At 63.1% G+C, this 24,244-nt stretch carries 26 protein-coding genes; 18 read left to right on the plus strand and 8 right to left on the minus strand.

Annotation, left to right across the window (positions count from 1 at the left end; all coding sequences use genetic code 11):
* Positions 1 to 33: 33 nt before the first annotated feature.
* Both E5X88_RS07240 and E5X88_RS07245 read right to left on the minus strand, forming a co-directional pair.
* Positions 34 to 399, minus strand: a complete 366-nt coding sequence (locus E5X88_RS07240) for a cell division protein ZapA (RefSeq protein WP_292159702.1) — start codon at positions 397 to 399, stop codon at positions 34 to 36.
* A gap of 11 nt (positions 400 to 410) precedes the next feature.
* Complete coding sequence (locus E5X88_RS07245; RefSeq protein ID WP_023797069.1) at positions 411 to 683, minus strand: DUF4164 domain-containing protein; 273 nt, start codon at positions 681 to 683, stop codon at positions 411 to 413.
* Between the two features lie 273 nt (positions 684 to 956).
* Here E5X88_RS07245 and tkt point away from each other — a divergent pair, with 273 nt between their 5' ends.
* The 7 genes from tkt to E5X88_RS07280 all read left to right on the plus strand — a co-directional run bounded on the left by tkt (position 957) and on the right by E5X88_RS07280 (position 10,414).
* The gene (gene tkt, locus E5X88_RS07250; RefSeq protein ID WP_292159704.1) at positions 957 to 2,948 is read left to right on the plus strand and encodes a transketolase; all 1,992 of its coding nucleotides are present in this window, start codon (positions 957 to 959) and stop codon (positions 2,946 to 2,948) included.
* Positions 2,949 to 3,092: 144 nt separating this feature from the next.
* Positions 3,093 to 4,103 carry a type I glyceraldehyde-3-phosphate dehydrogenase gene (gene gap, locus E5X88_RS07255; protein ID WP_292159706.1) on the plus strand — a complete coding sequence of 337 codons (1,011 nt, stop codon included), beginning with the start codon at positions 3,093 to 3,095 and terminating at the stop codon, positions 4,101 to 4,103.
* A 254-nt stretch (positions 4,104 to 4,357) separates the two neighbouring features.
* Positions 4,358 to 6,247, plus strand: coding sequence for a potassium/proton antiporter (locus tag E5X88_RS07260; protein ID WP_292159708.1), 1,890 nt, complete (start codon positions 4,358 to 4,360; stop codon positions 6,245 to 6,247).
* A 109-nt stretch (positions 6,248 to 6,356) separates the two neighbouring features.
* Positions 6,357 to 7,553: a phosphoglycerate kinase gene (locus E5X88_RS07265; protein WP_292159711.1), complete on the plus strand. Its 1,197-nt coding sequence runs from the start codon at positions 6,357 to 6,359 to the stop codon at positions 7,551 to 7,553.
* A gap of 129 nt (positions 7,554 to 7,682) precedes the next feature.
* Positions 7,683 to 8,708 (plus strand): class I fructose-bisphosphate aldolase, encoded by a 1,026-nt coding sequence (locus E5X88_RS07270; protein WP_292159713.1) that lies wholly within the window; start codon positions 7,683 to 7,685, stop codon positions 8,706 to 8,708.
* Positions 8,709 to 8,845: 137 nt separating this feature from the next.
* Positions 8,846 to 9,586, plus strand: coding sequence for a thioredoxin family protein (locus E5X88_RS07275; RefSeq protein WP_292159715.1), 741 nt, complete (start codon positions 8,846 to 8,848; stop codon positions 9,584 to 9,586).
* A 99-nt stretch (positions 9,587 to 9,685) separates the two neighbouring features.
* Positions 9,686 to 10,414, plus strand: coding sequence for an SGNH/GDSL hydrolase family protein (locus tag E5X88_RS07280; protein WP_292159717.1), 729 nt, complete (start codon positions 9,686 to 9,688; stop codon positions 10,412 to 10,414).
* A 72-nt stretch (positions 10,415 to 10,486) separates the two neighbouring features.
* On the opposite strand, the gene E5X88_RS07285 is transcribed toward E5X88_RS07280, so the two are convergent.
* Positions 10,487 to 10,675 carry a hypothetical protein gene (locus E5X88_RS07285; RefSeq protein WP_292160093.1) on the minus strand — a complete coding sequence of 63 codons (189 nt, stop codon included), beginning with the start codon at positions 10,673 to 10,675 and terminating at the stop codon, positions 10,487 to 10,489.
* A 186-nt stretch (positions 10,676 to 10,861) separates the two neighbouring features.
* On the opposite strand from E5X88_RS07285, the gene E5X88_RS07290 reads away from it, so the two are divergent.
* The 6 genes from E5X88_RS07290 to E5X88_RS07315 all read left to right on the plus strand — a co-directional run bounded on the left by E5X88_RS07290 (position 10,862) and on the right by E5X88_RS07315 (position 16,393).
* Entirely contained in the window at positions 10,862 to 11,026 is a 165-nt protein-coding gene (locus E5X88_RS07290) for a hypothetical protein (protein WP_292159719.1), read from the plus strand.
* A 75-nt stretch (positions 11,027 to 11,101) separates the two neighbouring features.
* The gene (locus tag E5X88_RS07295) at positions 11,102 to 11,704 is read left to right on the plus strand and encodes a DJ-1/PfpI family protein (RefSeq protein WP_292159721.1); all 603 of its coding nucleotides are present in this window, start codon (positions 11,102 to 11,104) and stop codon (positions 11,702 to 11,704) included.
* A gap of 53 nt (positions 11,705 to 11,757) precedes the next feature.
* Positions 11,758 to 12,123, plus strand: coding sequence for a VOC family protein (locus tag E5X88_RS07300; protein WP_292159723.1), 366 nt, complete (start codon positions 11,758 to 11,760; stop codon positions 12,121 to 12,123).
* 7 nt (positions 12,124 to 12,130) lie between these two features.
* A complete protein-coding gene (locus E5X88_RS07305; protein ID WP_292159725.1) occupies positions 12,131 to 12,541 on the plus strand; it encodes a hypothetical protein in 411 nt (136 codons plus the stop codon).
* A 73-nt stretch (positions 12,542 to 12,614) separates the two neighbouring features.
* Positions 12,615 to 13,334 carry a YafY family protein gene (locus tag E5X88_RS07310; RefSeq protein ID WP_126035317.1) on the plus strand — a complete coding sequence of 240 codons (720 nt, stop codon included), beginning with the start codon at positions 12,615 to 12,617 and terminating at the stop codon, positions 13,332 to 13,334.
* Between the two features lie 359 nt (positions 13,335 to 13,693).
* On the plus strand, positions 13,694 to 16,393 hold the full coding sequence (locus E5X88_RS07315; protein ID WP_292159727.1) for an HAD-IC family P-type ATPase: 2,700 nt from the start codon (positions 13,694 to 13,696) through the stop codon (positions 16,391 to 16,393).
* Positions 16,394 to 16,570: 177 nt separating this feature from the next.
* On the opposite strand, the gene E5X88_RS07320 is transcribed toward E5X88_RS07315, so the two are convergent.
* Positions 16,571 to 17,266: a DUF1013 domain-containing protein gene (locus tag E5X88_RS07320; protein WP_292159729.1), complete on the minus strand. Its 696-nt coding sequence runs from the start codon at positions 17,264 to 17,266 to the stop codon at positions 16,571 to 16,573.
* A gap of 332 nt (positions 17,267 to 17,598) precedes the next feature.
* On the opposite strand from E5X88_RS07320, the gene E5X88_RS07325 reads away from it, so the two are divergent.
* The gene (locus E5X88_RS07325) at positions 17,599 to 18,216 is read left to right on the plus strand and encodes a LysE family transporter (protein ID WP_292159731.1); all 618 of its coding nucleotides are present in this window, start codon (positions 17,599 to 17,601) and stop codon (positions 18,214 to 18,216) included.
* Positions 18,217 to 18,512: 296 nt separating this feature from the next.
* On the opposite strand, the gene E5X88_RS07330 is transcribed toward E5X88_RS07325, so the two are convergent.
* Together E5X88_RS07330 and E5X88_RS07335 are read right to left on the minus strand one after the other, a co-directional pair.
* Positions 18,513 to 18,653 (minus strand): DUF1127 domain-containing protein, encoded by a 141-nt coding sequence (locus E5X88_RS07330; RefSeq protein WP_065011316.1) that lies wholly within the window; start codon positions 18,651 to 18,653, stop codon positions 18,513 to 18,515.
* Positions 18,654 to 18,896: 243 nt separating this feature from the next.
* Entirely contained in the window at positions 18,897 to 19,910 is a 1,014-nt protein-coding gene (locus tag E5X88_RS07335; RefSeq protein WP_292159733.1) for an NAD(P)H-quinone oxidoreductase, read from the minus strand.
* Positions 19,911 to 20,100: 190 nt separating this feature from the next.
* Here E5X88_RS07335 and E5X88_RS07340 point away from each other — a divergent pair, with 190 nt between their 5' ends.
* The 3 genes from E5X88_RS07340 to E5X88_RS07350 all read left to right on the plus strand — a co-directional run bounded on the left by E5X88_RS07340 (position 20,101) and on the right by E5X88_RS07350 (position 21,933).
* Positions 20,101 to 20,295, plus strand: coding sequence for a DUF1192 domain-containing protein (locus E5X88_RS07340; protein ID WP_292159735.1), 195 nt, complete (start codon positions 20,101 to 20,103; stop codon positions 20,293 to 20,295).
* 83 nt (positions 20,296 to 20,378) lie between these two features.
* Complete coding sequence (locus tag E5X88_RS07345; RefSeq protein ID WP_292159737.1) at positions 20,379 to 21,626, plus strand: MFS transporter; 1,248 nt, start codon at positions 20,379 to 20,381, stop codon at positions 21,624 to 21,626.
* A gap of 31 nt (positions 21,627 to 21,657) precedes the next feature.
* Positions 21,658 to 21,933 (plus strand): metalloregulator ArsR/SmtB family transcription factor, encoded by a 276-nt coding sequence (locus E5X88_RS07350; RefSeq protein WP_292159739.1) that lies wholly within the window; start codon positions 21,658 to 21,660, stop codon positions 21,931 to 21,933.
* Positions 21,934 to 22,069: 136 nt separating this feature from the next.
* On the opposite strand, the gene E5X88_RS07355 is transcribed toward E5X88_RS07350, so the two are convergent.
* Positions 22,070 to 22,726: a glutathione S-transferase family protein gene (locus tag E5X88_RS07355; protein ID WP_292159741.1), complete on the minus strand. Its 657-nt coding sequence runs from the start codon at positions 22,724 to 22,726 to the stop codon at positions 22,070 to 22,072.
* Positions 22,727 to 22,771: 45 nt separating this feature from the next.
* Positions 22,772 to 23,611, minus strand: coding sequence for an alpha/beta hydrolase (locus E5X88_RS07360; RefSeq protein WP_292159743.1), 840 nt, complete (start codon positions 23,609 to 23,611; stop codon positions 22,772 to 22,774).
* A gap of 99 nt (positions 23,612 to 23,710) precedes the next feature.
* Between E5X88_RS07360 and E5X88_RS07365 the strand changes: the two genes are divergently transcribed.
* Positions 23,711 to 24,238 carry a helix-turn-helix domain-containing protein gene (locus tag E5X88_RS07365; RefSeq protein ID WP_292159746.1) on the plus strand — a complete coding sequence of 176 codons (528 nt, stop codon included), beginning with the start codon at positions 23,711 to 23,713 and terminating at the stop codon, positions 24,236 to 24,238.
* The last annotated feature ends 6 nt before the right edge of the window (positions 24,239 to 24,244 follow it).

The following is a 24,244-nucleotide window of genomic DNA, read 5'->3' on the forward strand; positions in this document are numbered from 1 at the left end:
CAGGAATTACGCCGCGAATGAAGGCGAGGAGGCTCAGGCCTTGTTCACCGCCAGCGTCGTCGCCAGATTCTCCATGCGCTGGGCGAGCGCGCCAAGCGCATCGGTCAGCACGGAATCGTTCTTGTCGGCCTTGGTCAGCGCGTCGTCGCGCGTCTTGCGCAGCGTCTGCACTTCGCTTTCCATGCCCTTGACGCGTTTTTGCAGCTCCGAAAGCTCATCCATGACCATGATGCCGGCCATCACGGTCAGCCGCTGGTCGCCGATCTCGCCGAAGGAATCCTTCAGATGCGAGACATAGCGGTCGAAGCGCTCGGCAAGGTCGATCAGATGCTCTTCCTGGCCCTCGTCGCAAGCCATGCGATACTGCTTGCCGTCGATGGAAACCGTGACTTGTGCCATTGGGCCAGCCCCTATCTGTCCAACACGGCACGGATGGTTTCCATGGCGGTCACCAGCCGGCGCGAGACTTCCTTGTTGGCGTCTTCCAGCCGTTCGGCGCGCGCTTCGGAATTGTCGAGTTCCTGCGCCAGCCGCGAGCGGTCAGCGTTCATGCGCTGCACCTCCGCCTCGGCTTCCGTATAGTCCCGCTCGTGCTCGAGCTTGGCCGCGACGGCATTTTCCAGCCCTTCGATGGCCTTACCCAGCCTGGCGATGACTTCCTTGAGTGTCGTTTCCCCGGTCATGGCTTTCGTCCTGCGCCCTGCCCATCACCGAATCATCCACGTTCAGAACGCGTTACCCCTGAAACATTACGCGCCGTGTGAAGCCAACGTCAACAAAGCTCTCGCGACTGTCCCCTGCTAACGCTAATGTAGAGCCTTCGAGGCCTGCTCTGGCGCCATCACAAGACCGGCAAAAGCGCGCCGGTTTATTGACTAAAAAGCCGCGCCTGCTATGTGTCGCGCACCCTTTTCAAGGGCTCTCCCAAGGCCCCAAACCCCCACACTGGAGGAAGCATGACCTCGCGTGAACAACATGACCGGATGGCCAATGCGATCCGTTTTCTTTCCATGGACGCCGTCGAGAAGGCCCAGTCCGGGCACCCCGGCCTGCCCATGGGCTGCGCCGACATCGCCACGGTGCTGTTCACGCGTTTCCTGAAATACGATCCGAAGAACCCGCACTGGCCCGATCGCGACCGTTTCATCCTGTCGGCCGGCCACGGTTCGATGCTGCTCTATTCGCTGCTCTATCTGACCGGCTACGAGGACATCACCCTCGACCAGATCAAGCATTTCCGCCAGTTGGGATCGAGGACGGCGGGCCATCCCGAATATGGCCATGCCGCCGGCATCGAGACGACGACCGGCCCGCTCGGCCAGGGGCTGGCCAATTCGGTCGGCTTCGCGCTCGGCGAGCGCATCATGAACGCCGCCTTCGGCAACGACCTCGTCGACCATTACACCTATGTACTGGCCGGTGACGGTTGCCTGATGGAGGGTGTTTCCCAGGAAGCCATCGCGCTGGCGGGGCATCTCAAGCTCAACAAGCTGATCGTCTTCTGGGACAACAACAACATCTCGATCGACGGGCCGGTATCGCTGGCCGACAACACCGACCAGGTCGCCCGCTTCCAGGCCTCCGGCTGGAATGCCAGCCACATCGACGGCCAGGATCCGGAAGCGATCGCCTATGCCATCGAGGCGGCACGCCATTCGGACAAGCCGACGATGATCGCCTGCAAGACCACCATCGGCTTCGGCGCACCGACCAAGGCAGGCACGAACAAGGCGCACGGCTCGCCGCTCGGCGCCGAGGAAATCGCCGGGGCGAGAAAATTCTTCGGCTGGGATTCGGCGCCGTTCGATGTTCCTGCCGATATCCTCGATGCCTGGCGCGATGCCCGCAAGACGGGTGTCAAGGCACGCACCGAGTGGGAGGGCCGCCTCGCCGAGGCCGATGCCAAATTGCGCAGCGAGTTCGAACGTCGCATCAGCGGTGCTCTGCCGGCGAATTTCGACGCCGTCATCACCGACTACAAGAAGAAGCTCGCTGCCGATAAGCCGAAGGTCGCTACCCGCAAATCGTCGGAAATGGCGCTCGAAGTCATCAACGGCGCCGTGCCGGAAACCATCGGCGGCTCGGCCGACCTGACCGGCTCCAACAACACCAAGACCAGCCAGACCAAGAACATCACATCAGACGACTACGGCCAGCGCTACGTCCACTATGGCATCCGCGAGCACGGCATGGCGGCCGCGATCAACGGACTGACGCTGCATGGCGGCATCATCCCCTATGGCGGCACGTTCATGTGCTTTTCCGACTACGCCCGTCCGTCGATGCGGCTTGCCTCGTTGATGGGCATCCGCTCGATCTTCGTCATGACCCATGATTCCATCGGTCTTGGCGAAGACGGCCCTACCCATCAACCGGTTGAGCATCTGGCCGCATTGCGCGCCATTCCCAACCACAACGTCTTCCGCCCGGCCGACGCGGTCGAGACCGCCGAATGCTGGCAACTGGCCATCGAGCAGGAAAAGACGCCTTCGACGCTGGCGCTGACCCGGCAGAACCTGCCGATGGTGCGCAACGACTTCGTTGCGGAAAACCTCAGCCGCCAGGGCGCCTATGAGCTGGCCGCCGCCAATGGCGACGCGGCGGTGACGATCTTCGCTTCGGGCTCCGAGGTCGAGATCGCGCTGGCGGCGCGCGAAGCACTGGAGAAGCACGGTCATCCGACCCGCGTCGTCTCTGTGCCGTGCTTCGAATTGTTCGACAAGCAGAGCGCCGACTATCGCAGGAAGACGATCGGCAACGCGCCGGTCAAGATCGCCATCGAAGCTGGCATTCGCCACGGCTGGGACCATTTCATCGGCACCGACGGCATCTTCATCGGCATGACCGGCTTCGGCGCCTCTGGTACCATCGAACAGCTCTATCCGCATTTCGGCATCACCGCCGAAGCGACGGTGAAGGCGGCGGAAGCTCGCCTGCACGGCGAGTGAACCCTTAGCTCGGCCTGCGAACCGCGGACACGATGTCGCGGGGCCGGACTAGGCTTAATCGATTTAAATCCAGCCGCCGATGGCTGGATTCTTTCCGTATCCGCCGTTATGAAACTGCGGGCACCAACTCCCAGGGAGAGATAAATGACCGTCAGAGTTGCCATCAACGGATTTGGCCGCATCGGCCGCAACATCCTGCGCGCCATCCATGAATCCGGCCGCAAGGATATCGATGTCGTCGCCGTCAACGACCTCGGCCCGGTCGAGACCAATGCGCACCTGCTGCGCTACGACAGCGTGCATGGCCGCTTCCCGCATGAGGTGACGGTTGACGGCGACCAGATCACCGTCGGCAAGGAAAAATTCAAGGTCACCGCGATCAAGGACCCGACGCAGCTGCCGTGGAAGGAACTCGGCATCGACATCGCGCTCGAATGCACCGGCATCTTCACTGCCCGCGACAAGGCCGCCGCGCATTTGACCGCCGGCGCCAAGCGGGTGCTGGTTTCGGCGCCTGCGGAGGGCGCCGACCTCACCGTCGTCTATGGCATCAACCATGACAAGCTGACCAAGGACCACATCGTCATCTCGAACGCCTCCTGCACCACCAACTGCCTGGCGCCGCTGGCAGCCGTGCTGCATGAGGCCGTCGGTATCGAGAAGGGCATGATGACGACGATCCACTCCTACACCGGCGACCAGCCGACGCTGGACACCATGCACAAGGATCTTTACCGCGCCCGCGCCGCGGCGCTGTCGCAGATCCCGACCTCGACCGGTGCGGCCAAGGCGATCGGCCTGGTGCTGCCCGATCTCAAGGGCAAGCTCGACGGCATCTCCATCCGCGTGCCGACCCCGAACGTCTCGGTCGTCGATTTCAAGTTCATCGCCAAGCGCGCGACCACAGTGCAGGAGATCAACGAGGCGGTGATCGCCGCCTCCAACGGCAAGCTGAAGGGTGTCCTTTCCGTCACCCATCATCCGAACGTGTCGATCGACTTCAACCACGATCCGCACTCCTCGATCATGGCGCTCGACCAGACCAAGGTCATGGACGGCAACTTCGTTTCGGTTCTGTCCTGGTACGACAACGAATGGGGTTTTTCCAATCGCATGGGCGACACCGCCGTCGCCTTCGGCAAGACCATCGCCTGATTGAAGACAATCGTCGTCTTCTGACACGAAACGCCCGGCTACGTCCGGGCGTTTCGTTGTGCGGCCTTGGGTCCATATGGATATCAAGATACGCTCCGCCGTCTTGAACCGGCGGGACTGTGGCACGTGCGCCAAAACACCCAGAAATCAGCGGCATAGAGCAAAAAAACACCCTCCCGCCTTGCACTGGTCATGTCTTCGCCTCACTCTCCCGCAAAGCGAGAGGAACACGAATTCGAGGGGGCAATTGGCGGATGGAGCATACGATCTATCTCGTGACGCTGGTCGGCGCCACACTGATCGTTGCCGCCGCGTTTTCGAGCCTGATCGCCTTCCGCTTCGGCGCCCCACTCTTGCTGCTGTTTCTTTGCATCGGCCTCGCCACCGGAACCGACGGTCTCGGCATCCCGTTCGACAACGCGCGGCTGGCTTATTTTGTCGGCTCGCTGGCGCTGGCGGTCATCCTGTTCGATTCCGGTTTCGGCACACCGCTCAACGCCTTGCGCCAGGCGGCCGGACCGGCGCTGTCGCTGGCGACTGTCGGCGTGCTTTTGACCACCGGCCTGTTCGGCAGCGTCGCTTACTATCTGCTCGATCTCAGCTGGCTGGAATCTCTCCTGCTCGGTGCCGCCGTCGCTTCGACCGACGCAGCAGCGGTGTTCTTCCTGTTGCGCGCCGGCGAGATCAATCTGCGCGAGCGCGTGCGTTCCACGCTCGAAGTGGAATCCGGCACCAATGATCCGATCGCCATCTTCCTGACCATCACCCTGGTCGAGATCATCGCCGCTAACGCCAATCCCGAGGCCAGGGTGCTGGTCACCGACCTCGCCCTCGGCTTTCTTCTCAACATGGGGCTTGGCGCCATCGTCGGCATTTTCGGCGGCCTTGCCATCGTGCGCCTCGTCGACCGGCTCAATCTCGACCACGGGCTGCTGCCGATCTTCGTGCTGACGCTGTCGCTGATGGTGTTCGCCGCCGCCGGCGCCATTGGCGGCTCCGGCTTTCTGGCGGTCTATCTCGCCGGCCTGATATCAGGCAATTCCGACATCCGCGCCGTCACCATCCTCAAGCGCTTCCAGGACGGCATGTCGTGGCTGGCACAGATCATCATGTTCCTGATCCTCGGCCTGTTCGCGACGCCCTCGCAATTTCCGGCGATCATGCTGCCGGCGGTGCTGCTGGGCTTGTTCCTGATATTCGTGGCGCGGCCAATCGCCGTCTGGCTCTGCCTGATGCCATTCCGTCTGCCGCGCCCGGAAGTCGCCTTCGTCTCTTGGGTGGGCCTGCGCGGCGCCGTGTCGATCCTGCTCGCCATCACGCCGCTGCTTGGCGGACTTGAGAACGGCCGCCTTATCTTCAACACCGCCTTCATCGTCGTGCTGGTATCGCTGATCGTTCAGGGATGGACCGTCGGACCGCTGGCGCGCCGCCTCGGCCTGATCGTGCCGGCCCGCCTGGGTCCACTGGACAAGGTCGAACTCGAATTGCCGGGCTCCGCCCATCACGAGCTTCTCGCCTACCGCGTAGCACCTGGCAGCCCGGTGGCGCGCGGTGAGCGCATTCCGCGCTGGGCCAGACCGTCGCTGGTGCTGCGCGACGGGCGCTCGATGCGTTTCCAGGACATGGGCAGACTCGCCGCTGGCGACCATGTCTACATCTTCGTGCCGGATCGCTACCCAGGCCTGCTCGACAAGCTTTTCGCCAGCCGCGCCGTGGTCGACCCCGAGGATGCGGACTTCTTCGGCGCCTTCGCCGTCGACCCGGCACGCTCCGCCGCGGAACTGGAAGCGGCTTACGCGCCGGGCCTGACCGAGGAGGAGCGCAAGCTGACCGTCGGCGACCTGGTGACGGAGCGGCTCGGCGGCCATGCCGAATATGCCGACAGGGTACTGCTTGGTCCGATCGAGCTGATCGTCCGCGACGTCGACGACAAGGGCAAGATCACTGGCCTCGGTCTTTCCCTCGAGCCGACCGCGCCGGTGGCACGGGTGCCGGTGTTCCTGAGCGCCGGCGAGATCGGCGACCGCATCGCCACTTTTATCCGCAATTGGCGCAAGCGCACCAAAAAGCAGAGTGCCAAGGCACCGGCGGATGCGGAACCGGCTCCACAGCCGGTGGTGGAAAAGTCGACCGGCGAGGGCTGACGGTCCCCGACACGGGCCGTAGCCATATTTTCCACGTAGCACCAATGCAGGTCTTGCATCGTCGTTGGTGCGGGTTAAGGTCCCGGCGTTTTTTGCGAAAGGGAACAGCATGGCCGGATTCAAGACACTGGACGACATCGGCAACATCGGCGGCAAGCGTGTGCTGGTTCGCGTCGACCTGAACGTTCCCGTCGCCGACGGCAAGGTCACCGACGCCACCCGCATCGAGCGCATCGCGCCGACCATCGCCGAGCTTTCCGGCAAGGGCGCCAAGGTCATCCTGCTTGCTCATTTCGGCCGGCCAAAGGACGGGCCGTCGCCCGAATTCTCGCTCGAGCCAATCGCCAAGGCGACCGCGGACGTGCTCGGCCGCCCTGTCGGCTTTGCGCCGGACTGCATCGGCGACAAGGCCGCGAGCGCCGTCGCCGCCATGAACAACGGCGACGTGCTGCTGCTCGAAAACACCCGCTTCTACAAGGCCGAGGAGAAGAACGACCCGGACTTCACCAAAAAGCTCGCCGCCAATGGCGACATCTTCGTCAACGACGCCTTTTCCGCCGCCCACCGCGCGCATTCGTCGACGGAGGGGCTTGCGCACCTGCTGCCGGCCTTCGCCGGCCGCACCATGCAGGCCGAACTCGACGCGCTGGAAAAGGGCCTCGGCAACCCCACCCGCCCTGTCGTCGCCATCGTCGGCGGCGCCAAGGTCTCCACCAAGATCGACCTGCTGATGAACCTGGTGAAGAAGGTCGACGCGCTGGTCATCGGCGGCGGCATGGCCAACACCTTCCTCGCCGCGCGCGGCACCGACGTCGGAAAATCGCTGTGCGAACATGATCTCGCCAAGACCGCCAAGCAGATCATGATCGAGGCCGCCGAAGCCGGCTGCGCCATCATCCTGCCGGTCGACGGTGTCGTCGCCAGGGAATTCAAGGCGGGCGCCGCCAGCGAAACCGTCGCCATATCAGAGGTGCCGGCCGACGGCATGATCCTCGATGTCGGCGAAAAGACCGTGAAGGCCGTTGCCGACTGGATCGACCGCGCCGCGACGCTGGTCTGGAACGGTCCGCTCGGCGCCTTCGAGATCGAGCCGTTCGACCACGCGACGGTGGCGGCGGCCAGGCACGCCGCGGCCCGCACCAAGGCCGGCAAATTGATCTCGGTGGCCGGCGGCGGGGACACGGTGGCGGCCCTCAACCATGCCGGCGTCGCCGACGACTTCACCTATGTCTCGACCGCCGGCGGCGCCTTCCTGGAATGGATGGAAGGCAAGCCGCTGCCCGGTGTCGACGTGTTGAAGGGCTGATCCGACAGAGCGAACAAGGACATCTGCGCGTTTCAATCGATTCGAGCTTTCCGCTCGGAATGGTTCGACTTGAACCTGCCTTGCTCTAGTGTTCTGCTAGGACGGACAAACCGTTTCAGGAGAAGCACAATGAGCGAACGTCTCGAGGACATTGCCGCCGCGATGGTGGCCGACGGCAAGGGCCTTTTGGCCGCCGACGAAAGCTCCGGCACCATCAAGAAGCGCTTCGACGTCATCGGCGTCGAATCAACCGCCGACAGCCGCCGCGACTATCGCGAGATGATGTTCCGCGCCAAGGAGGCGATGACCCGATATATTTCCGGCGTCATCCTCTACGACGAGACCATCCACCAGAAGGCGGCCGACGGCACACCGCTGGTCGACATCATCAAGGCGACCGGCGCCATCCCCGGCATCAAGGTCGATGCCGGCGCCAAGCCTCTGGCCGGGTACCCCGGCGACACGATCACCGAAGGCCTCGACGGCTTGCGCGAGCGCCTCGCCGACTACTACAAGCTCGGCGCCCGTTTCGCCAAATGGCGTGCGGTGATCGACATCGACGTCGCCAAGGGCGTGCCTTCCGCCACGTCGATCGGCTCGAACGCTCATGCGCTCGCCCGCTATGCGGCGCTCTGCCAGGAGGCCGGCATCGTGCCGATCGTCGAGCCGGAAGTGCTGATGGACGGCGCCCACGACATCGGCACCTGCTACGAGATCAGCAAGGCGACGCTGACGAAACTCTACACCGAGCTCTACGCGGCCCGCGTCGTCCTCGAAGGCACCATCTTGAAGCCGAACATGGTTCTCGCCGGCAAGAAGTCGGGCAAGACCAGCACCCCCGAGGAGGTTGCCGAAAAGACCATAAAACTGTTCCGCGAGACGGTGCCGGCAGCGGTGGGGGGTATCGCCTTTCTCTCCGGCGGACAATCGGACGAGGAAGCGACCGCCAACCTCAACGCCATCAACGCCATCGGCCCGCATCCGTGGAAGTTGACCTTCTCCTACGGCCGCGCCTTGCAGGCGGCGCCACAGAAGGCCTGGAGCGGCAAGGCGGCCAACGTCGCCGCCGCGCAGGCCGCCTTCGCCCACCGCGCCCACATGAACCATCTGGCCGCGCTTGGAAAATGGCAGCCGGAACTGGAACAGGCCGCCTGACCGGATCTTTTTCTACCTCGTTCGGACCCGGGCCATGGCCCGGGTTCCATCTGCTCCGGAGTATTCCAAAAAATGCGATGGCCGTGTCGGCTTGCGTTGGGCCCAAACGTCCTTGGGGCTCAACGAGGAGCAGGCTCATGCCAAACAACAAGATCGTTTCACGGGAAGACTGGTTCCAGGCGCACAAGGCGCATCTGGCCCGCGAAAAGGAATTGACGCGATTTCGCGACCGCATCGCCGCCGAACGACGCGAATTGCCCTGGCTGAAGATCAGGAAGGACTATGTCTTCGAGACCGAACAGGGCCCGAAGAATCTGGCCGACCTGTTCGGAAGCAGAAGCCAGCTAATTGTCTACCACTTCATGTTCGGGCCGGGCGCCGACTACCGTTGCGAGGGGTGTTCCTTCCTGGCCGACCACATCGACGGCGCCAACCAGCACCTCAAGCACCACGATGTGTCGCTGGTCGTGATCTCACGGGCGCCGTTGGCTGAATTTCTGCCCTACAAGAGGCGCATGGGTTGGAAATTCGACTGGGTGTCGTCCTACGCCTCGGACTTCAACTTCGACATGCAGGTTTCCTTCACCGACAAGCAGATCGCGGACGGCGACACGACCTACAATTTCGAGCAGCGCGCGCGGAAATCGAAAGACCTTCCCGGCACCACCGTGTTCTACAGGGATGAGAAAGGCGACATCTTCCTGACCTTCATGTCGCGTTCCAGGGGCGGTGATCCGCTGATCGGCGCTTATCACTATCTCGACCTGACTCCGAAAGGCCGCAACGAGACCGGCCCCTACCACAGCCTGATGGACTGGGTACGGCTGCACGATGAATATGCGGACAGGCCCGAGATGCAGGACGCCTGTTGCCATTGACGGCGGGGCAGTCGACGCAAGGTCTTTCGCCTTCGGCCCGACATGCGCTAAGTGCTGTTCGCTATCCCCTTTAACGGACTTGCCCATTAACGGTTTGCGATGCAGCGCTTTCTGGCCCTCCTCACCTGGCTCGCCTTCCCGGTCTATGTCTGGCAAGGGCTCGGGGTGCGCCGCCGCACCACCCGCATGCTGCCGGCGCAAGGTCCGGTCATGCACGAGGTATCGGGCCAGGCGCCAGCGGTCTCGCTTCTGATGCTTGGCGATTCCTCCGCCGCCTCGGTCGGCATCGGCAATTCCGAGTACGGGTTGGCGGCGCAACTGGCCGATCTGATCTCGAAACGCACTGGCCGTGCGGTGCGCTGGCGGGCAGCCGGCTTCAACTCGGCGACCTCAGGTCAGATCCGCGACCATGTGCTGCCCAATCTGTCGGCCGATCCGTGGACGCACATCGTGCTCGCCATCGGCACCAACGACACCAAGAACTTCCATTCGGTGTCGCGCTTCAAGAAAGAGTTTGGCGGCCTGCTCTACGCGCTGCGCGCCAAATGGCCGGAGGCGCGCGTGGTGTGGTCGCCGGTACTGGAATTCACCCGGGCGCCGGCAATGCCGCCGCTGCTTGGAAAGATCCTGGAAATCCGCGCCGCCGAGATGAACCGGATGGGTGAGCGCCTTTGCCTTGAACGCGGCGCGGTGCCGGCGCCGCGCCTGCCGATCACCGATGCCGAAGCCGGCTTTGCGTCCGACGGATTTCACGCCTCGGAGGCCGGTTACCGGGCCTGGGCGGAACATCTCGTCGGCCTGGTGCTGGGTGAGAAACGTCCGGCGTAGCGGGCGAAACGCCAACGGATTAGCTTTTCGAGTTGCGGGCGCGGGAGCCTTAGCGGACAACCGGCTTCCGATTTACGTCCAATGCCCGAGCGCCGCTGTTATCGAAATCGCCGCCATTGCCAGCACCGCCAGCTTCCAGAAATCGCTGCGCCGTTTCAACCCCGGCCAGCCGAGCGGCTTGATAATCTGGATAACCATCATAGCGACGATGACGAGTGCGAGGAATTTCGACATGCTGCCTTTGACCAGCATCGCGGCCAACTGTCAAAGCGCTCCTTGCGCTCTTTTCTGGTCACCATTCACGACGGGATCAAAGCCGACAGGCGCCATGCTGGACCGCGGTACCGGCAAACCTGGCACGCTCGCCAAAGACTGCTCAGCCTCCTGACAGACTGCTGTCAGGAGGGGTGTGCGAGAGTGTCTCCATCGAAAGAGAGGAGACCAGCCATGAACGGTTTTACCATTCTGCGCAGTATGCAGCACTATGTCGGCAAGATCCGGACGATGCGCAACGAAATCCGTACCCGGCGTTTCATGAATGCGTTGCCGCACAGCATCCGCAAGGACATCGGTTGGCCAGATAATTATGAAGGCCGTCACAACCGCGGGTGATTTTTCACGGCAACGTCTGGATGCAGACGCCACAATGCCCAGATAAATAGGTCGGGCCGAAAGACGGAGCAGGAAATGTCCGGACAGAAGACCATCGGCGTTCTTTTCATCGATCGCTTCGCCGACTGGGAGTATGGCCTGCTGGCCGCTTCGGCGGTCGAATGGTTCGGCGCACGCGCGGTGTCGCTGACGCCGAACGGAAAGCCTGTGACGTCGGCCAGCGGATTTCTGCTGACGCCCGACCGCTCCGCCGAGGTCGATGAAAACAGCGATCTCGACGCCATCGCCGTCATCGGTTCCGACCAGTGGGTCGACGCCCCGCCGGACGTCTCCGGACTGCTGACAGCAATTGCGGCGCGCGGCGGTGTGGTCGGCGGCATCTGCGCCGGCACGCTGGCGCTGGCGCGCGCCGGCCTCTTCGAAAAGGCCAGGCATACCAGCAATGGTCGTGACTGGATCAATGAGAAGGAACCGGGTTACGCTGGCGCCCAGAACTATCAGGACGTGCCCCATGCCGTCGCTGACGGTCGCATCGTGTCCGCCCCGGGTTCGGCTCCCGGCACCTTCGCTCTTGCCTATTTGAAGACACTCTATCCCCAGAGAAGCAGCGACCTTGCACAGATGCGCACCCTGTTCGCCAAGGAGTATGCTGAAGGGGAGCATGCTGAAGCCTCCTGACAGTATGGTGTCAGGAGCGGCGTGCGATAGTGTGACAGTATCGGGAGACTGACATGGCCTTCATCCCTGCAAAAGCTTCGGCATGGTTCGAGATTCCTGTCACCGACATGGATCGGGCGCGCGCCTTTTACGCGTCGGTGCTTCAGAACGATCTCGTGCTGGAGGAGAGCGGCCCGAACCCGCTGGCGATGTTCGCCGCGCAGGACCGAACGGCCTCCGGGCACGTCTACCCCGGAAAACCCGCGGCACCGGGAACCGGCCCGACAATCCATCTGTCGGTTGCCGCACCGATCGAGGACGCCATGGAACGGGTGAGGCAGAGCGGCGGCCAGGTTGTCTCGCCGGCGATCTCCATTCCGGCCGGCACATTCGCCTATTGCCTCGACCCGGACGGCAACAGCTTTGGGCTCTTCGTCTAGGTGCCGCATGGTAAAAAGCTGGAACGACAGACTGAACACATTGGGCACCAATGGCATCAAGCCGTCGCCGCGCACTGTTGGCGATGTCGTCGAAGGCCAACCGATGCTGGTGCCGACGGCTCGGCAGGTCGATGATTTCATCCGCTCTATCCCAAAGGGCGTGGACATGGACGTCCGCGCATTGCGCACCGCGCTCGCCATCGAGCACGGTGCCGAAGTGACATGCCCGGTCACCATCGGCTATCATCTGCGCACCGTCGCCGAGGCCGCCAACGAGGATTTGGAGCGCGGCATGACGCTGAGCGACATTGCGCCGTTCTGGCGGGTGCTGGACGCAAAGACGTCGACAACAGGGAAATTGTCCTTCGGCGCGGCATTCGTTACCGCACAGCGCAAGCGCGAAGGGCTCGAACCATAATGCATGTCGCCCAAAAGTGGGAACCGGTTTTGGGGCAACGACATGCATAGAAACAACACCGAGGGACCATACGATGCGCCGCGCCGACAGGCTCTTCCAGATCGTGCAGCATCTGCGCGGTGGCCGTCTGGTCACCGCTCAGAAGCTTGGCACGTGGCTCGAGGTTTCCGAGCGAACCATCTACCGCGACATCGCCGACCTGCAGTCGACCGGTGTGCCGATCGACGGCGAGGCCGGCGTCGGCTACATGATGAGGGAGGGTTTCGACCTTCCTCCGTTGATGTTCACGCGTGACGAGATCGTCGCGCTGGTCGCCGGCGCCCGTATGGTGCGCGCCTTTGGCGGTGCTGCCATGGCGCGGGCCGCCGACGAGGCGCTGGTCAAGATCGGCGCCGTGCTGCCCGATGCCGAAAAGGATCGCATCGCCCGCACCGAAATCCATACGCCGATGTGGGTGGTGAGCGATGCCGCCCGTGAGGCAATCGACCTGATCGAGCGCGCGGTGGAAAAACGCCAGGTGCTGACCATCGACTACTCCGACGAAGCGGGTCGCGGCACCGCGCGCGACATCAGGCCATTGGGCCTGTGGTTCTGGGGCAAGGTGTGGACGCTGGTCGCCTGGTGCGAGATGCGCGACGATTTCCGCGCTTTCCGTATCGATCGCATCGCTTCGGTGGTTATCGCCGGCCGCGTCTTCAAGCCGGAGCGCGGCAAGCAACTCGCTGATTTCTATCGCGCGGTGGAGCGCAGCGAGGACTACGGCATGAGACCGGACCGGGCCGCGCGACCCTGACGCCGCAAGAGCGCAAAGCCTGCTTGACGCGGGCTGCGTGAAAACGTCGGTGGCCCCCGGCATGGTGCTGCCTGGCAGCGTCGATGGCATCACGGCCGGCAGCACCCTGCGAGGGCCAACAAGGTTGCTCCCCTTCCCGCCTCCCCGTGATGGCGTCCTCGCCAGGCCCTGACGCCACCCAAGCCTTAGATCGCCGCAGCATCCCGCAGTGGGATGCGGAACGCGCGCCGTCTTGATTCAAGACAAACCATTTAAGTTGGCCATGTGCCACACAAATTGGCGGCAGCGACGAAAACCCGAAGGGGCAACGGACCAGGCGAAGCCACTCATTGTTTCTGGGACCGTGCCGACGGAAAGAGATGAACGATCTGGTCCTCTCGCAGACGAACGGTGTACCAATCCCGGATGGTGCTCCTGTTTCGGGGCTGACCAATGCCGAGGCGCGCTCCAGGCTCGAACAATACGGCCCGAATGCTCTTCCCCAACCGTATACGCCATCTCTCGCCGCCGTATTCCTGCGGCAGTTCCTCAGCCCGCTGATCTACATCCTTGTCTTCGCAGCCGTGATCTCGCTGGCATTGGGGGACGCAAAGGATGCGCTGTTCATCGGCGTTGTCCTGGTGATCAACGGCATCATAGGAGCCGCACAGGAATATTCGGCCGGGCGGGCGGCGGCGGCGCTCCGAAATCTGGAAGAACCGCATGCGTCGGTAGTCCGCGATGGAGCGCAGTGGAGGATCGACGCACGCGAACTCGTTCCCGGCGACCTGGTGCTCCTGGAAGCCGGTGCAAGGGTTCCGGCCGACATTCAGCTCCTGCTCAGCGAAGACCTTCAATGCGACGAGTCGCTGCTGACCGGCGAATCCAGACCGGTGAAGAAGTGGGCCTCATTGTCGGGTGCGGAAACGGGGCCGGACGTTGCCTATGCCGGTTCTATGATCACGCGGGGACGCGGACGAGGTCTCGTCGTTTCGACCGGCGGCGCAACGGAGATCGGCAAGATCGCGGAGGAGATCGGCAAGCGCTCGATATCCAAGCCGCCACTCCTCATACGCCTGGAGCGCTTTTCGCGGATGATCGCGATCGCTGTCTGCCTGGCAATTCTTCTGCTGGTCGCGGTCGGGCTTCTGCGCGACATCCCTTATCGCGACCTGTTCATGCTTGCGGTCGGTCTTGCGGTCAGCGCAATTCCCGAAGGGCTGCCCGTTGCGATCTCCGTCGCATTGGCCATCGGCATGCGGCGGATGGCCAGGGTAAACGTCATCGTGCGCAAGATGCCGGCAGTGGAATCGCTCGGCTCCTGCACCATGATTGCGACAGACAAGACGGGCACGCTGACGATGAACGAACTCACCGTCACCGATATCCTGCTGCCGGACGGAACACGACTGAAATGCGAGGCGGGCCAGGATCTGGACGCGGGTTCAATCGTGTCGCCACTTGGCGACAATGTGCAGGCCTCGTTGCGCGCATCCGCCCTTCTCAAAGCGGCTTCCTTGCCCAATGAGGGGCGTCTGTTCAAGGAGCGGGAAAGCTGGAGGCGGCACGGCGACCCCGTCGATGTTGCCCTGCTGGCGGCAGCCCGCAAGGGGGGCATCGCGCAGGAGGAAATCGCCGCGCACTACCCACTCATCACGCGCATCCCCTATGAGCCGGACCTCAAATACGCCGCCTCCTTTCACCGCCGCAAGGGCCGTGTCCGAATCTTCGTCAAGGGCGCACCTGAAACGCTGATAGCGATGGCCAGCCAGATGGATGCCGATGGCCGACCGGTGCCGATCGACGGTGAGTTTCTGCTGCGCCAGAAGGAGGAGCTTGCCGGAATGGGGCTGCGCGTCCTGGCATTCGCCCAGGCGGAGATCGACACGGCACCAGATGACGGCTACGCGCATGACCACTTAGTGGATCTCACCTTTCTCGGCATGGCGGGAATGCAGGATCCGGTGCGCCCCGAAGTGCCGAACGCCATCCGCGACTGCTATCGTGCCGGCATCGAAGTGGCGATGGTGACGGGCGATGATCCGCGAACGGCAAGCGTGATCGCCGAGCAGGCCGGCTTCGTGTTCAAACCCGACCAGGTGGTGACGGGCGAGGCGGTGCGCCGCGCCGAACAGGATGGGGAAGCGGCACTCGACAAGTTGACGCGTAATGCCCGTATTTTCGCCCGCGTCGATCCGGCACAGAAGCTCTCGATCGTTTTGTCCCTCTCACGCAACGGACATTTTGTCGCCGTCACCGGCGACGGCGTGAACGACGCGCCGGCGCTGAAGCATGCCCATGTCGGCGTGGCGATGGGACGAGCCGGCACGGATGTGGCCAAGGAAAGCGCCGATATCGTCGTCACCGACGACAATTTCGCCTCTATCGTCAACGGTATCCTGGAGGGGCGCGTAGCCTACGCCAACATCCGCAAGGTGGTCTTCATGCTGGTATCGACCGGCGCGGCGGAAGTGGTGCTGTTCCTGCTGGCAATGCCGATGGGGCTGCCCATGCCTCTGCTGGCCGTCCAGCTCCTTTGGCTCAACTTGGTCACCAATGGCATACAGGACGTGGCACTGGCCGCCGAGGCGGCTGAGGGCGACGAACTTCGCTATCCGCCCCGCCGTCCGAACGAGCCGATCCTGGATCGCGTGATGATCCGCCGCATCTGGCATTCCGTTCTGGTCATGGGCGTCGGAGGCTTCGCCGTCTTCTACTGGCTGCTCCAGCAGGGTTATCCCGAGGAGCAGGCGCGCAACCTTCTGCTCCTTCTCTTCGTCCTCTTCGAGAATTTCCAGGTTTTTAACAGCCGCTCCGAACATCTCTCGGTCTTCCATCAAAGACTGTTCGCCAATCCCCTCCTCGTTCTCGGCGTGCTCGGCGCGCAGGCGCTGCACATCGGCGCGATGTATATTCCAGGACTGAGCGACACGCTGCAGATCACGCCGGTTTCGCTGCGCGAATGGGGAATGTTGCTTCTCCTCGCCGCCACCTTGCTGGTGGGCATGGAGTTCGAAAAATGGCGGGAACGGCGCAAGGGTGCGGTCAATGAACGCCAAGGCGAAGGCCTCGATGAATAACGCAATCATTGCCGAAGACGTGGGCGCTTGACAGGCGCATAGCGGCCCCGCGACTTGAACAAGACTGGCACGGCAGAGCCCGACAAGGGCGCCGCGCCACTGCATCCACGCCCAATGGTTACGGAACCGCCGCGTCAAGCTGAACGAGATGGCCGGCTTGATGCCTCGCCGGGTATCCTACCCCTCGTCGTCCGTATCCTCGTCCTTCGACTTCAGCGCCGAAAGCTTGGCGAAGACGGCGTTGGCGTCGAGTTCCGCATCCTCGTCCTTTGGCTTCTCCGGCGCCGGCACCAGCCGCTCGGTCAATGCCGCCGGCAGCAGCGTGTCACCGGCCGGCTGCGCCTGCTCGCGGCCGCGCGAGGCGCGGTTGACTTCCATATCGAGGTCGATCTGCGAGGCGAGACCCAGCGTCACCGGGTCCATCGGCTGCAGATTGGCCGAGTTCCAGTGCTTTCTGTCGCGGATCTGGTCGATCGTCGACTTGGTGGTGCCGACGAGGCGCGCGATCTGCGCGTCCTTCAGCTCGGGATGGTTGCGCACCAGCCAGAGAATGGCGTTGGGCCGGTCCTGGCGCTTCGACAGCGGCGTGTAGCGCGGACCCTTGCGCTTGGATTCCGGCACCCGCACCTTGGGGTCGGACAGCTTCAGCCGATGGTTCGGGTCCTTCTCGGCGCGCGCGATCTCGTCGCGGGTCAGCTGGCCGGTCATGATCGGGTCCATGCCCTTGATGCCTTGCGCCGACTCGCCGTCGGCGATCGCCTTGACCTCGAGCGGGTGCAGCGAGCAAAACTGCGCGATCTGCTCGAAGGAGAGCGCTGTGTTGTCGACCAGCCAGACGGCGGTCGCCTTGGGCATCAGCAGGGTATTGGCCATCGCAAGATATCCTTCTCGTTCGCCCGCGTTCCCGCGCGGGCGGTGGTTTTAGAGCCACCAAAATGGGAAATTCGCGGTCTGTATAACCGCTCTCTCGCCATTTCGCAATGTTTTTGGAAGGTACGGAGGCAAGGACGGCGGGAGATGTCGAACGTGTCGAAGCCGCGCCTTCGGCGAGCCACTCAGCGGACGCGGCTCATAACCGGTAACAAAACGCCTTCCTGTCGGCATTTGCCGACTTGTTGGAGGGCAAGCGTTTCGTTCACATTCCGCCTCCGGTAGCGGCAACCTGCCCCTTGAGAGAGCAGGCCGCCGCCGATGTGGGCTGATCGATGCTGGAAACCGGGCACGCTGTCGCGGCGGGGTTGTTTCCGTTCGCCATTTCCTATGCGTTGGTGGCAATGCTGCCGGGCGCCAACTTCGCTGTCGTCGCGCAGGCCGGGCTAACCGCTTCGCGTGCCACGGCGCTTTCGGCTGCCGCCGGTATAGCCCTTGGCGCCACTTCGTTGGCGGCCGTCGTCGCGACGGGGGCCGGCGCGCTGCTGTCGGGGGGCATCGCACATCAGATGGGTGCCAGCCTTTACGGCGCAATGCTGGTCTTCATCGGCTGGAATTCGATGCGGCGGGCGCTGTCGATCAAGACTGGCGTCACCGAGCCGAAGCCGGTTCCAATCATTCGCTACTTCCGGCTGGGCTTTGTCACGGCGGTGGCAAATCCTGCCACCGCGCTGTTTTTTGCATCCTCCACGCTGAATTTAAATGCTCGCGGGACAACTCACGTGTCCGTGGTCGGATTGGTATTTGCCATTGCGATCGCCTGGTTTGGCCTTCTCGGCCTTTCCATTTCCCAACCGGCCACGCAGCGATTTTACAATCGCTTCCGGAAGCATGCGGACATCGTGCTGGGAGGAACCCTGGTGGCGCTCGGCTTTGCCGCATTTGGGTACTGAGAATAGATACACCGGCGCTCCACCCATATCGACCGGCCAACCCTGGTTAAGGGTGGTACGGCCCGGGACGTGGAGCCTTTTCGCAGTCTTATCGGCGCCCTTTCGGCAACCGATCAATCATCGCAGCCGCCGCTGCGGCACGGGCTCCAAAAGACAAAACCCGCCGGACAGGGTCCAGCGGGCTCGGAACCGGCGACGGAAATCCGTCAGCTGCGGCTCTGGCTTCTAAGCATGATCTCGGACCTAGGCGCCGCGAAAACGCGGCCTGATGCTTTCGGGCGGGATCACGCCCGAGATCAAAGCGCCTTGCGGGCTATCCTCTCGATGTCGCCACGGTTGATGCCGAGATCGTTGAGCTGACGAGCGTTCAGGCGGTTCAGTTCGCGCACGGTTTCATTGTACATGCGCCAGTTGCGGAAAGCACGGATCGGGTTCATGGTTAGTCCTCCATCGTTTCGATGCCGCTCAAATAGGCATCGTCGATGAAAAATTGAACAGACGCTTTTGCATAGCGGCAATGCGATTGTTGCATTGCACAATTAAGCATTTGTTCAGCTTGTTGGAGCGCCGTTCATTCCATCGGGCACGCAAGCACGCTCCAACACATTGAACCGCGCAGCGTGCTTTCCGAACCGAAGGTCGGCACAGCAAAAATCGATTCCGATTTTCGGGCCGATGCATCAGCCGACATCGAGCACGATTTTGCCGATGTGGTCGCCGTCCTCCATCCGCTCATGCGCCCGCCACGCTTCCTTGAGCGGGAAGATCATGTCCATCACGGGTGCCACCTTGCGGGTGCCGAGCAGCGGCCACACCTGCGCCTCCAGTGCTGCCGCGATCGCCGCCTTGAATTCGACGGTGCGCGGCCGCAGCGTCGAGCCGGTGTGGATGAGCCGCTTGACCATGATCTTCGAGAAATCGGCGCTCGCCACAGCTCCGCCCTGCGTGGCGATCTGGACGATGCGGCCTTCCAAAGCCGCGGCCTCGTAGTTTCGCGCCACATAGTCGCCGCCGACCATGTCGAGGATGACGTTGGCCCCCTTGCCGTCGGTCGCCTCCTTGACCGCCGCAACGAAATCCTCCTCACGGTAGTTGATCGCCCGGTCGGCGCCAAGCTTCAGACAGGCGTCGCATTTCTCCTGGCTGCCGGCAGTGGTGATGACGTAAGCGCCGAAGGCGGAGGCGAGCTGGATCGCCGTGGTGCCGATCCCGGACGAGCCGCCATGCACGAGCAGCGTCTCGCCGCTCTTTAAAGCGCCGCGCTCGAAGACGTTGTGCCAGACGGTGAAGTAGTTTTCCGGCACCGCCGCCGCTTCGGTGTGGGTAAAGCCGGCGGGCAGCGGCAGCACGCTGCCGGCATGAACCTTGACATATTCGGCATAGGCGCCGCCGGGCGTCAGCGCGCAGACCCGGTCGCCGACGCGCCAGCGCGATATCTCGTCGCCAAGGGCGGCGACCTCGCCGGCCGCTTCGAGGCCGGGCAGGTCCGACGCGCCGGGCGGCGGCGGATAGGCGCCCTTGCGCTGCTGCACATCGGGCCGGTTGACACCGGCGGCGCGCACCCGGATCAGGATTTCGCCGGGACCGGGCATGGGCACGTCGCGCATTTCAGGTTTCAGCACCCGTGGTCCGCCGGGTTCCGAGATCGCAATGGCCGTCATCTTCGCCGGAATTCTATTTTGTCCATTCGCCATGAATTTTCCCGTCTCGCTTCGCCAGTTTCTTGCCAGCTGCCAGTTTCTTGCCGACTATTTGCATCCATGCCCCTGCCCTATGTATGCTGATTGCCAAATCAGGCAAATGGCCACGACAGTGCCAGGCATCCGATTGGACGCCCAAGGACGCTGCAGCAGTTTAATTTTTGTGCATGAGCGAGGAGCGACGATGGCGATCTTCGACGACGAACCCAAAAAGAAAGCGCGCCCCCATGAGATCGGGCAGGATCTGTCGCTGCTTTCCGTCGATGAACTGTCCGAGCGGATCGGCATCTTGCGCGACGAGATCGCCCGGCTGGAAGCCGAGCTCAAGACCAAGAGCAGCACCAAATCGGCGGCCGAGGCGCTGTTCCGCCGCGGATAGTTCCTGGGCCGGAGCGCCCGCCGCCGAAAAGCCCGAATGCGACTGGCTTCAGACCCTCCCTAAATTCCAGCCGGATCAGCTAAATGTTTGCAAGCTACCGACCGATCCTCTCGCTGCTTCGCGGCACCGCTTTCCTGCTGGCGGCGACCGGACTGCACGGGCTGCTGTTGCCGCTGCGCGGCCAGGTGGAAGGTTTCTCGACCGCATCGCTCGGCCTGATGGGCACGGCCTGGGCCGGCGGCTTCGTCACCGGCTGCTTCTTTGCGCCGCGCATCGTGCGCCGTGCCGGCCACGTACGCGCTTTTGGCGCCTTTGCGGCGTCGGGAGCCATCGTCGCACTGCTCACCGGCCTGATCATCGACGAATATTTCTGGATCCTGCTGCGCGCCTTCACCGGCTTCACCATGGCTGGTGCCTTCATGGTCATCGAAAGCTGGCTTAACGAGAAGTCCACTAACGAGAACCGCGGCGCCGTCTTCGGCCTTTACATGATGGTCACTTATGCCTCGATCATGGGCGGCCAGATGATCGTAGCCGGCGGCGACGTGAAGTCGGCCTCGCTGTTCATGATCACCGGTATCCTGTTCTGCCTGTCGCTCATTCCGACCGCGGTCTCGACGGCTTCGCACCCCAAGCCGCTCCAGGACGTCTCGCTCGACGTCAAGGGGCTCTATGTCAATTCGCCGGTGTCGGCGATCGCCTGCGTTTTGATCGGCATCGCCAACGGCGCCTGGGGTACGCTCGGCGCTGTCTATGGCGCCCGCATCGGCATTTCCACGGCCGAGATCGCGCTGATGATGAGCCTGGTGGTCGTCGCCGGCGCCGCCATGCAGCTTCCGGCCGGACGTCTCTCCGACAAGACCGACCGCCGCTTTGTGCTGGCGGGCCTAGCCTTCGGCGCAGCGCTGTTTGCCGTCGCTGTCTTCCTGTTCGAGCCGCGCTCCGGCGTCTTCGTCATTGTCTGCACCGCCGCTTACGGCGCTTTTGCCTACACGCTGTATTCGATCGCCGTGGCCCATGCCAACGACCACGCCCGGGCGGAGGACTTCGTCAAAGTGTCGGGCGGCCTGCTGCTGCTCTATGGTTTCGGCACGATGATCGGGCCGTTGCTGGCCGCCGCCCTGATGGGCTGGACGCGGCCGGAAGGCCTGTTCCTTGCCACTGCCTTGGCGCATCTTTGCCTGGCGGGTTACACGCTGCTGCGCATCAACCGTCGCGCGCCGGTGCCGATCGAAGACCGCGACGCCTTCACGACGCAACCGGCCGAGCGTTCGATCACGCCGGAAGCATTGCGGCTCGATCCGCGCAGAAAGCCTGAAACCAACGGTTGAGATTTGGAAAACTTTGCCTCACAAATAAGGTATGATGTTTTCCGACGCCTTCATGGCGATTGCCGATCCCAACCGGCGCTACCTTTTGGAAGAGCTCCGGCGCGGCCCCAAGACCGTCAACGAACTGGCCGCCGGGTTGCCGGTCTCGCGCCCGGCTGTGTCGCAGCATCTGAAGGTGCTGCTCGAAGCCGGGCTGGTCAATGCCAAGCCGGAAGGGACAAGGCGTGTCTATACGGTCAGCAATGCCGGCTTCCTGAAGCTCAGCATCTGGCTCGATCAGTTCTGGGATGCAGAGCAGCTTGGTTGACCGCGGGAGCTGAGAACGCGCCCGCCAAGCCTCGGCAGTGACGCACCAAGCGCGTCCAGCCGCGCCCTCTTGCCGTCCGGATCGGTGAGCACCTGGAACAAGAAGCCCGAGTTGGGCCGGATCATGCGGCATCGGCCTAACCGTTATTGTAGGGGAAGAGCTTGAAATAGGGCTGCGCTTCCTCGATCACGCGGGCGACAGACGGCCGCCGCAGCAACCGGTCATGGTAGCGCCTCAGCGCCGGATAGTTCTCGCCGAACGGCTCGACCTTGTTGGCGTAGAACAGCGCAGGCGCCGCGGCGCAGTCGGTCATGGTGAAGGCCTTGCCCATCGCCCACGTCCTCGACTGCGTGTCCTGCTCGATCATGGCGTAGGCGCTGCGCAGCTGGGCGCGCGCCTCCTCGACGCCGAACGGATCGGTCTTGCCTTCAGGCCGCAACCTGTCGCCGACGATCTTCTGCATCGGGTGCTGCAGGTAAAAGTCATAGAAGCGGTCGGCGAGGCGGATCTGGCGGGCGAGATCGACATCGACAGGGATCAGCTGGACCGGTCCGGGATAATGCGCGTTGAGATATTCGATAATGATCGTCGATTCCGGCACGGTCTGGTCCAGCGCCTCATCGCGCAGCACCGGCATCTTGCCGACCGGCCATAATTTCAGGAACGCCGCGCGCGACTGTTCATTGCCGAGATCGACGACGACCGATGTGAATGGCGTGCCGTTCTCATAGAGCGCGATCAGCGGCTTCCAGAAGAAGGAGGCCAGCGGATGAAGATGCATCGTCAGGGACATTGTTTGTTGTTCCTTTGGTGCCTCGGCTTGCGGACATTCAGTCCGCTACTTACTGGCTTGGCTATGGGTGGCGATAGCATCAACGATCGCGGGCCAATCGTCGGGATGCAGTTCATGGCCGCCGCTTTCGATGCGGACAAGCCTCGCGCCGGCAACCGCTTCTGCGAGAGCAGCGCCATGCTCGACCGGAAAGATCGGATCCTCGGTGCCGTGGATGACGAGGAGCGGAACCTTCAATTCGTGCAGGCGGCCCTTCCAGTCCTCACCGCCCTTAAGCATGAAATGATTTGTCGCGCTCAAGAAGCCGCCGGATCGGTCGTAATCCTGTTCGACGAACGCCCTCGTCCGCCTCTCGTCGAAGGGATGCGCGGCACCGGCGATCGCGTGCGCGTCACTGACGATGAAATCGACCACCTGGGCTCGGTCAGACCAGTCGACCTTCGCGCCTTCGGCCGAGTGTTTCATATAGGCTTCGGTCATGCCAGGCAGATGCGATGTGTCGGTTCCCACTGGAGAAGTACTGATCGCCGTAAGCGAGGTGACCCGCGACGGGTGTTTCAGCGCCACGAGCTGCGCGATCATGCCGCCCATCGACATGCCGACCACATGCGCTTTCGCGATGCCGTGGTCGTCGAGCACGCGGATGGCGTCGTCCGCCATGTCGTCGAATGTGTAAGGCGGTTCGCCGGGCGCATATTTGGTCGAACGGCCGGTATCGCGATTGTCATAGCGGATCACGAACAGACCCTTGCCGGCCAGTTTCCGGCAGAATGCCTCCGGCCACCAAAGCATCGAAGCCATGGCGCCCATGATCAGCAGAATCGGCGGATGCGCGGGATCGCCAAACGTCTGGGACGCGATTTCGGGTCTCGCGGGCTTCATCATGGTCGCAGTCTCCTCTCGGCAAACCAATTGCATTTTGCAATCAGTTGCACTATGATAAAACTGATATGATAATGCAACCAGTTTTTCTCGGAGAATCGCATGCGCATCGATCGCCGGTCTGGGTGCCCAATCAACCTGTCGCTTGAAGTGTTTGGCGACCGGTGGAGCCTGATCATTCTTCGCGACATGATTTTCGGCGGCAAACGCCATTTTCGCGACCTGCTCAACGGGTCGCTGGAAGGCATCGCCTCCAACATACTCGCCGATCGGCTGAAGCGGTTGATGGAGCTCGGCATGCTGACCAGGGCCGACGATCCCACTCACAAGCAGAAGGCGATCTACAGCCTGACCGAAATGGCGATTGCGCTGGTGCCGATCCTGGCACATCTCGGCGCCTGGGGTCGCGTCTGGCTGCCGGTCAGCGAGGAACTCTCGATCCGCGCCGAGCTTCTGGAAAAGGGCGGCCCGCCGATGTGGGACAGGTTCATGGACGAGCTTCGCCACGAACATCTGGGCACGCCTTCCGACACGCCGCCGGATGCCACCGTCCGCGCGACCTTGCAGGCTGGATACGAGGCGGTTGTCGCTCGAAAGGCGCCGGGCGCTGGGTGCGATGCGGTCGCCTGACCAACT

It is taken from the genome of Mesorhizobium sp. (assembly GCF_004962245.1).
GTDB lineage: Bacteria > Pseudomonadota > Alphaproteobacteria > Rhizobiales > Rhizobiaceae > Mesorhizobium.

Excerpts from the sequence above, each read along its gene's own strand:
- E5X88_RS07240 (WP_292159702.1), bottom strand. The coding sequence starts at position 399 with ATGGCACAAGTCACGGTTTCCATCGACGGCAAGCAGTATCGCATGGCT.
- E5X88_RS07245 (WP_023797069.1), bottom strand. The coding sequence starts at position 683 with ATGACCGGGGAAACGACACTCAAGGAAGTCATCGCCAGGCTGGGTAAG.
- tkt (WP_292159704.1), top strand. The coding sequence starts at position 957 with ATGACCTCGCGTGAACAACATGACCGGATGGCCAATGCGATCCGTTTT.
- gap (WP_292159706.1), top strand. The coding sequence starts at position 3,093 with ATGACCGTCAGAGTTGCCATCAACGGATTTGGCCGCATCGGCCGCAAC.
- E5X88_RS07260 (WP_292159708.1), top strand. The coding sequence starts at position 4,358 with ATGGAGCATACGATCTATCTCGTGACGCTGGTCGGCGCCACACTGATC.
- E5X88_RS07265 (WP_292159711.1), top strand. The coding sequence starts at position 6,357 with ATGGCCGGATTCAAGACACTGGACGACATCGGCAACATCGGCGGCAAG.
- E5X88_RS07270 (WP_292159713.1), top strand. The coding sequence starts at position 7,683 with ATGAGCGAACGTCTCGAGGACATTGCCGCCGCGATGGTGGCCGACGGC.
- E5X88_RS07275 (WP_292159715.1), top strand. The coding sequence starts at position 8,846 with ATGCCAAACAACAAGATCGTTTCACGGGAAGACTGGTTCCAGGCGCAC.
- E5X88_RS07280 (WP_292159717.1), top strand. The coding sequence starts at position 9,686 with ATGCAGCGCTTTCTGGCCCTCCTCACCTGGCTCGCCTTCCCGGTCTAT.
- E5X88_RS07290 (WP_292159719.1), top strand. The coding sequence starts at position 10,862 with ATGAACGGTTTTACCATTCTGCGCAGTATGCAGCACTATGTCGGCAAG.
- E5X88_RS07295 (WP_292159721.1), top strand. The coding sequence starts at position 11,102 with ATGTCCGGACAGAAGACCATCGGCGTTCTTTTCATCGATCGCTTCGCC.
- E5X88_RS07300 (WP_292159723.1), top strand. The coding sequence starts at position 11,758 with ATGGCCTTCATCCCTGCAAAAGCTTCGGCATGGTTCGAGATTCCTGTC.
- E5X88_RS07305 (WP_292159725.1), top strand. The coding sequence starts at position 12,131 with ATGGTAAAAAGCTGGAACGACAGACTGAACACATTGGGCACCAATGGC.
- E5X88_RS07310 (WP_126035317.1), top strand. The coding sequence starts at position 12,615 with ATGCGCCGCGCCGACAGGCTCTTCCAGATCGTGCAGCATCTGCGCGGT.
- E5X88_RS07315 (WP_292159727.1), top strand. The coding sequence starts at position 13,694 with ATGAACGATCTGGTCCTCTCGCAGACGAACGGTGTACCAATCCCGGAT.
- E5X88_RS07320 (WP_292159729.1), bottom strand. The coding sequence starts at position 17,266 with ATGGCCAATACCCTGCTGATGCCCAAGGCGACCGCCGTCTGGCTGGTC.
- E5X88_RS07325 (WP_292159731.1), top strand. The coding sequence starts at position 17,599 with ATGCTGGAAACCGGGCACGCTGTCGCGGCGGGGTTGTTTCCGTTCGCC.
- E5X88_RS07330 (WP_065011316.1), bottom strand. The coding sequence starts at position 18,653 with ATGAACCCGATCCGTGCTTTCCGCAACTGGCGCATGTACAATGAAACC.
- E5X88_RS07335 (WP_292159733.1), bottom strand. The coding sequence starts at position 19,910 with ATGGCGAATGGACAAAATAGAATTCCGGCGAAGATGACGGCCATTGCG.
- E5X88_RS07340 (WP_292159735.1), top strand. The coding sequence starts at position 20,101 with ATGGCGATCTTCGACGACGAACCCAAAAAGAAAGCGCGCCCCCATGAG.
- E5X88_RS07345 (WP_292159737.1), top strand. The coding sequence starts at position 20,379 with ATGTTTGCAAGCTACCGACCGATCCTCTCGCTGCTTCGCGGCACCGCT.
- E5X88_RS07350 (WP_292159739.1), top strand. The coding sequence starts at position 21,658 with ATGATGTTTTCCGACGCCTTCATGGCGATTGCCGATCCCAACCGGCGC.
- E5X88_RS07355 (WP_292159741.1), bottom strand. The coding sequence starts at position 22,726 with ATGTCCCTGACGATGCATCTTCATCCGCTGGCCTCCTTCTTCTGGAAG.
- E5X88_RS07360 (WP_292159743.1), bottom strand. The coding sequence starts at position 23,611 with ATGATGAAGCCCGCGAGACCCGAAATCGCGTCCCAGACGTTTGGCGAT.
- E5X88_RS07365 (WP_292159746.1), top strand. The coding sequence starts at position 23,711 with ATGCGCATCGATCGCCGGTCTGGGTGCCCAATCAACCTGTCGCTTGAA.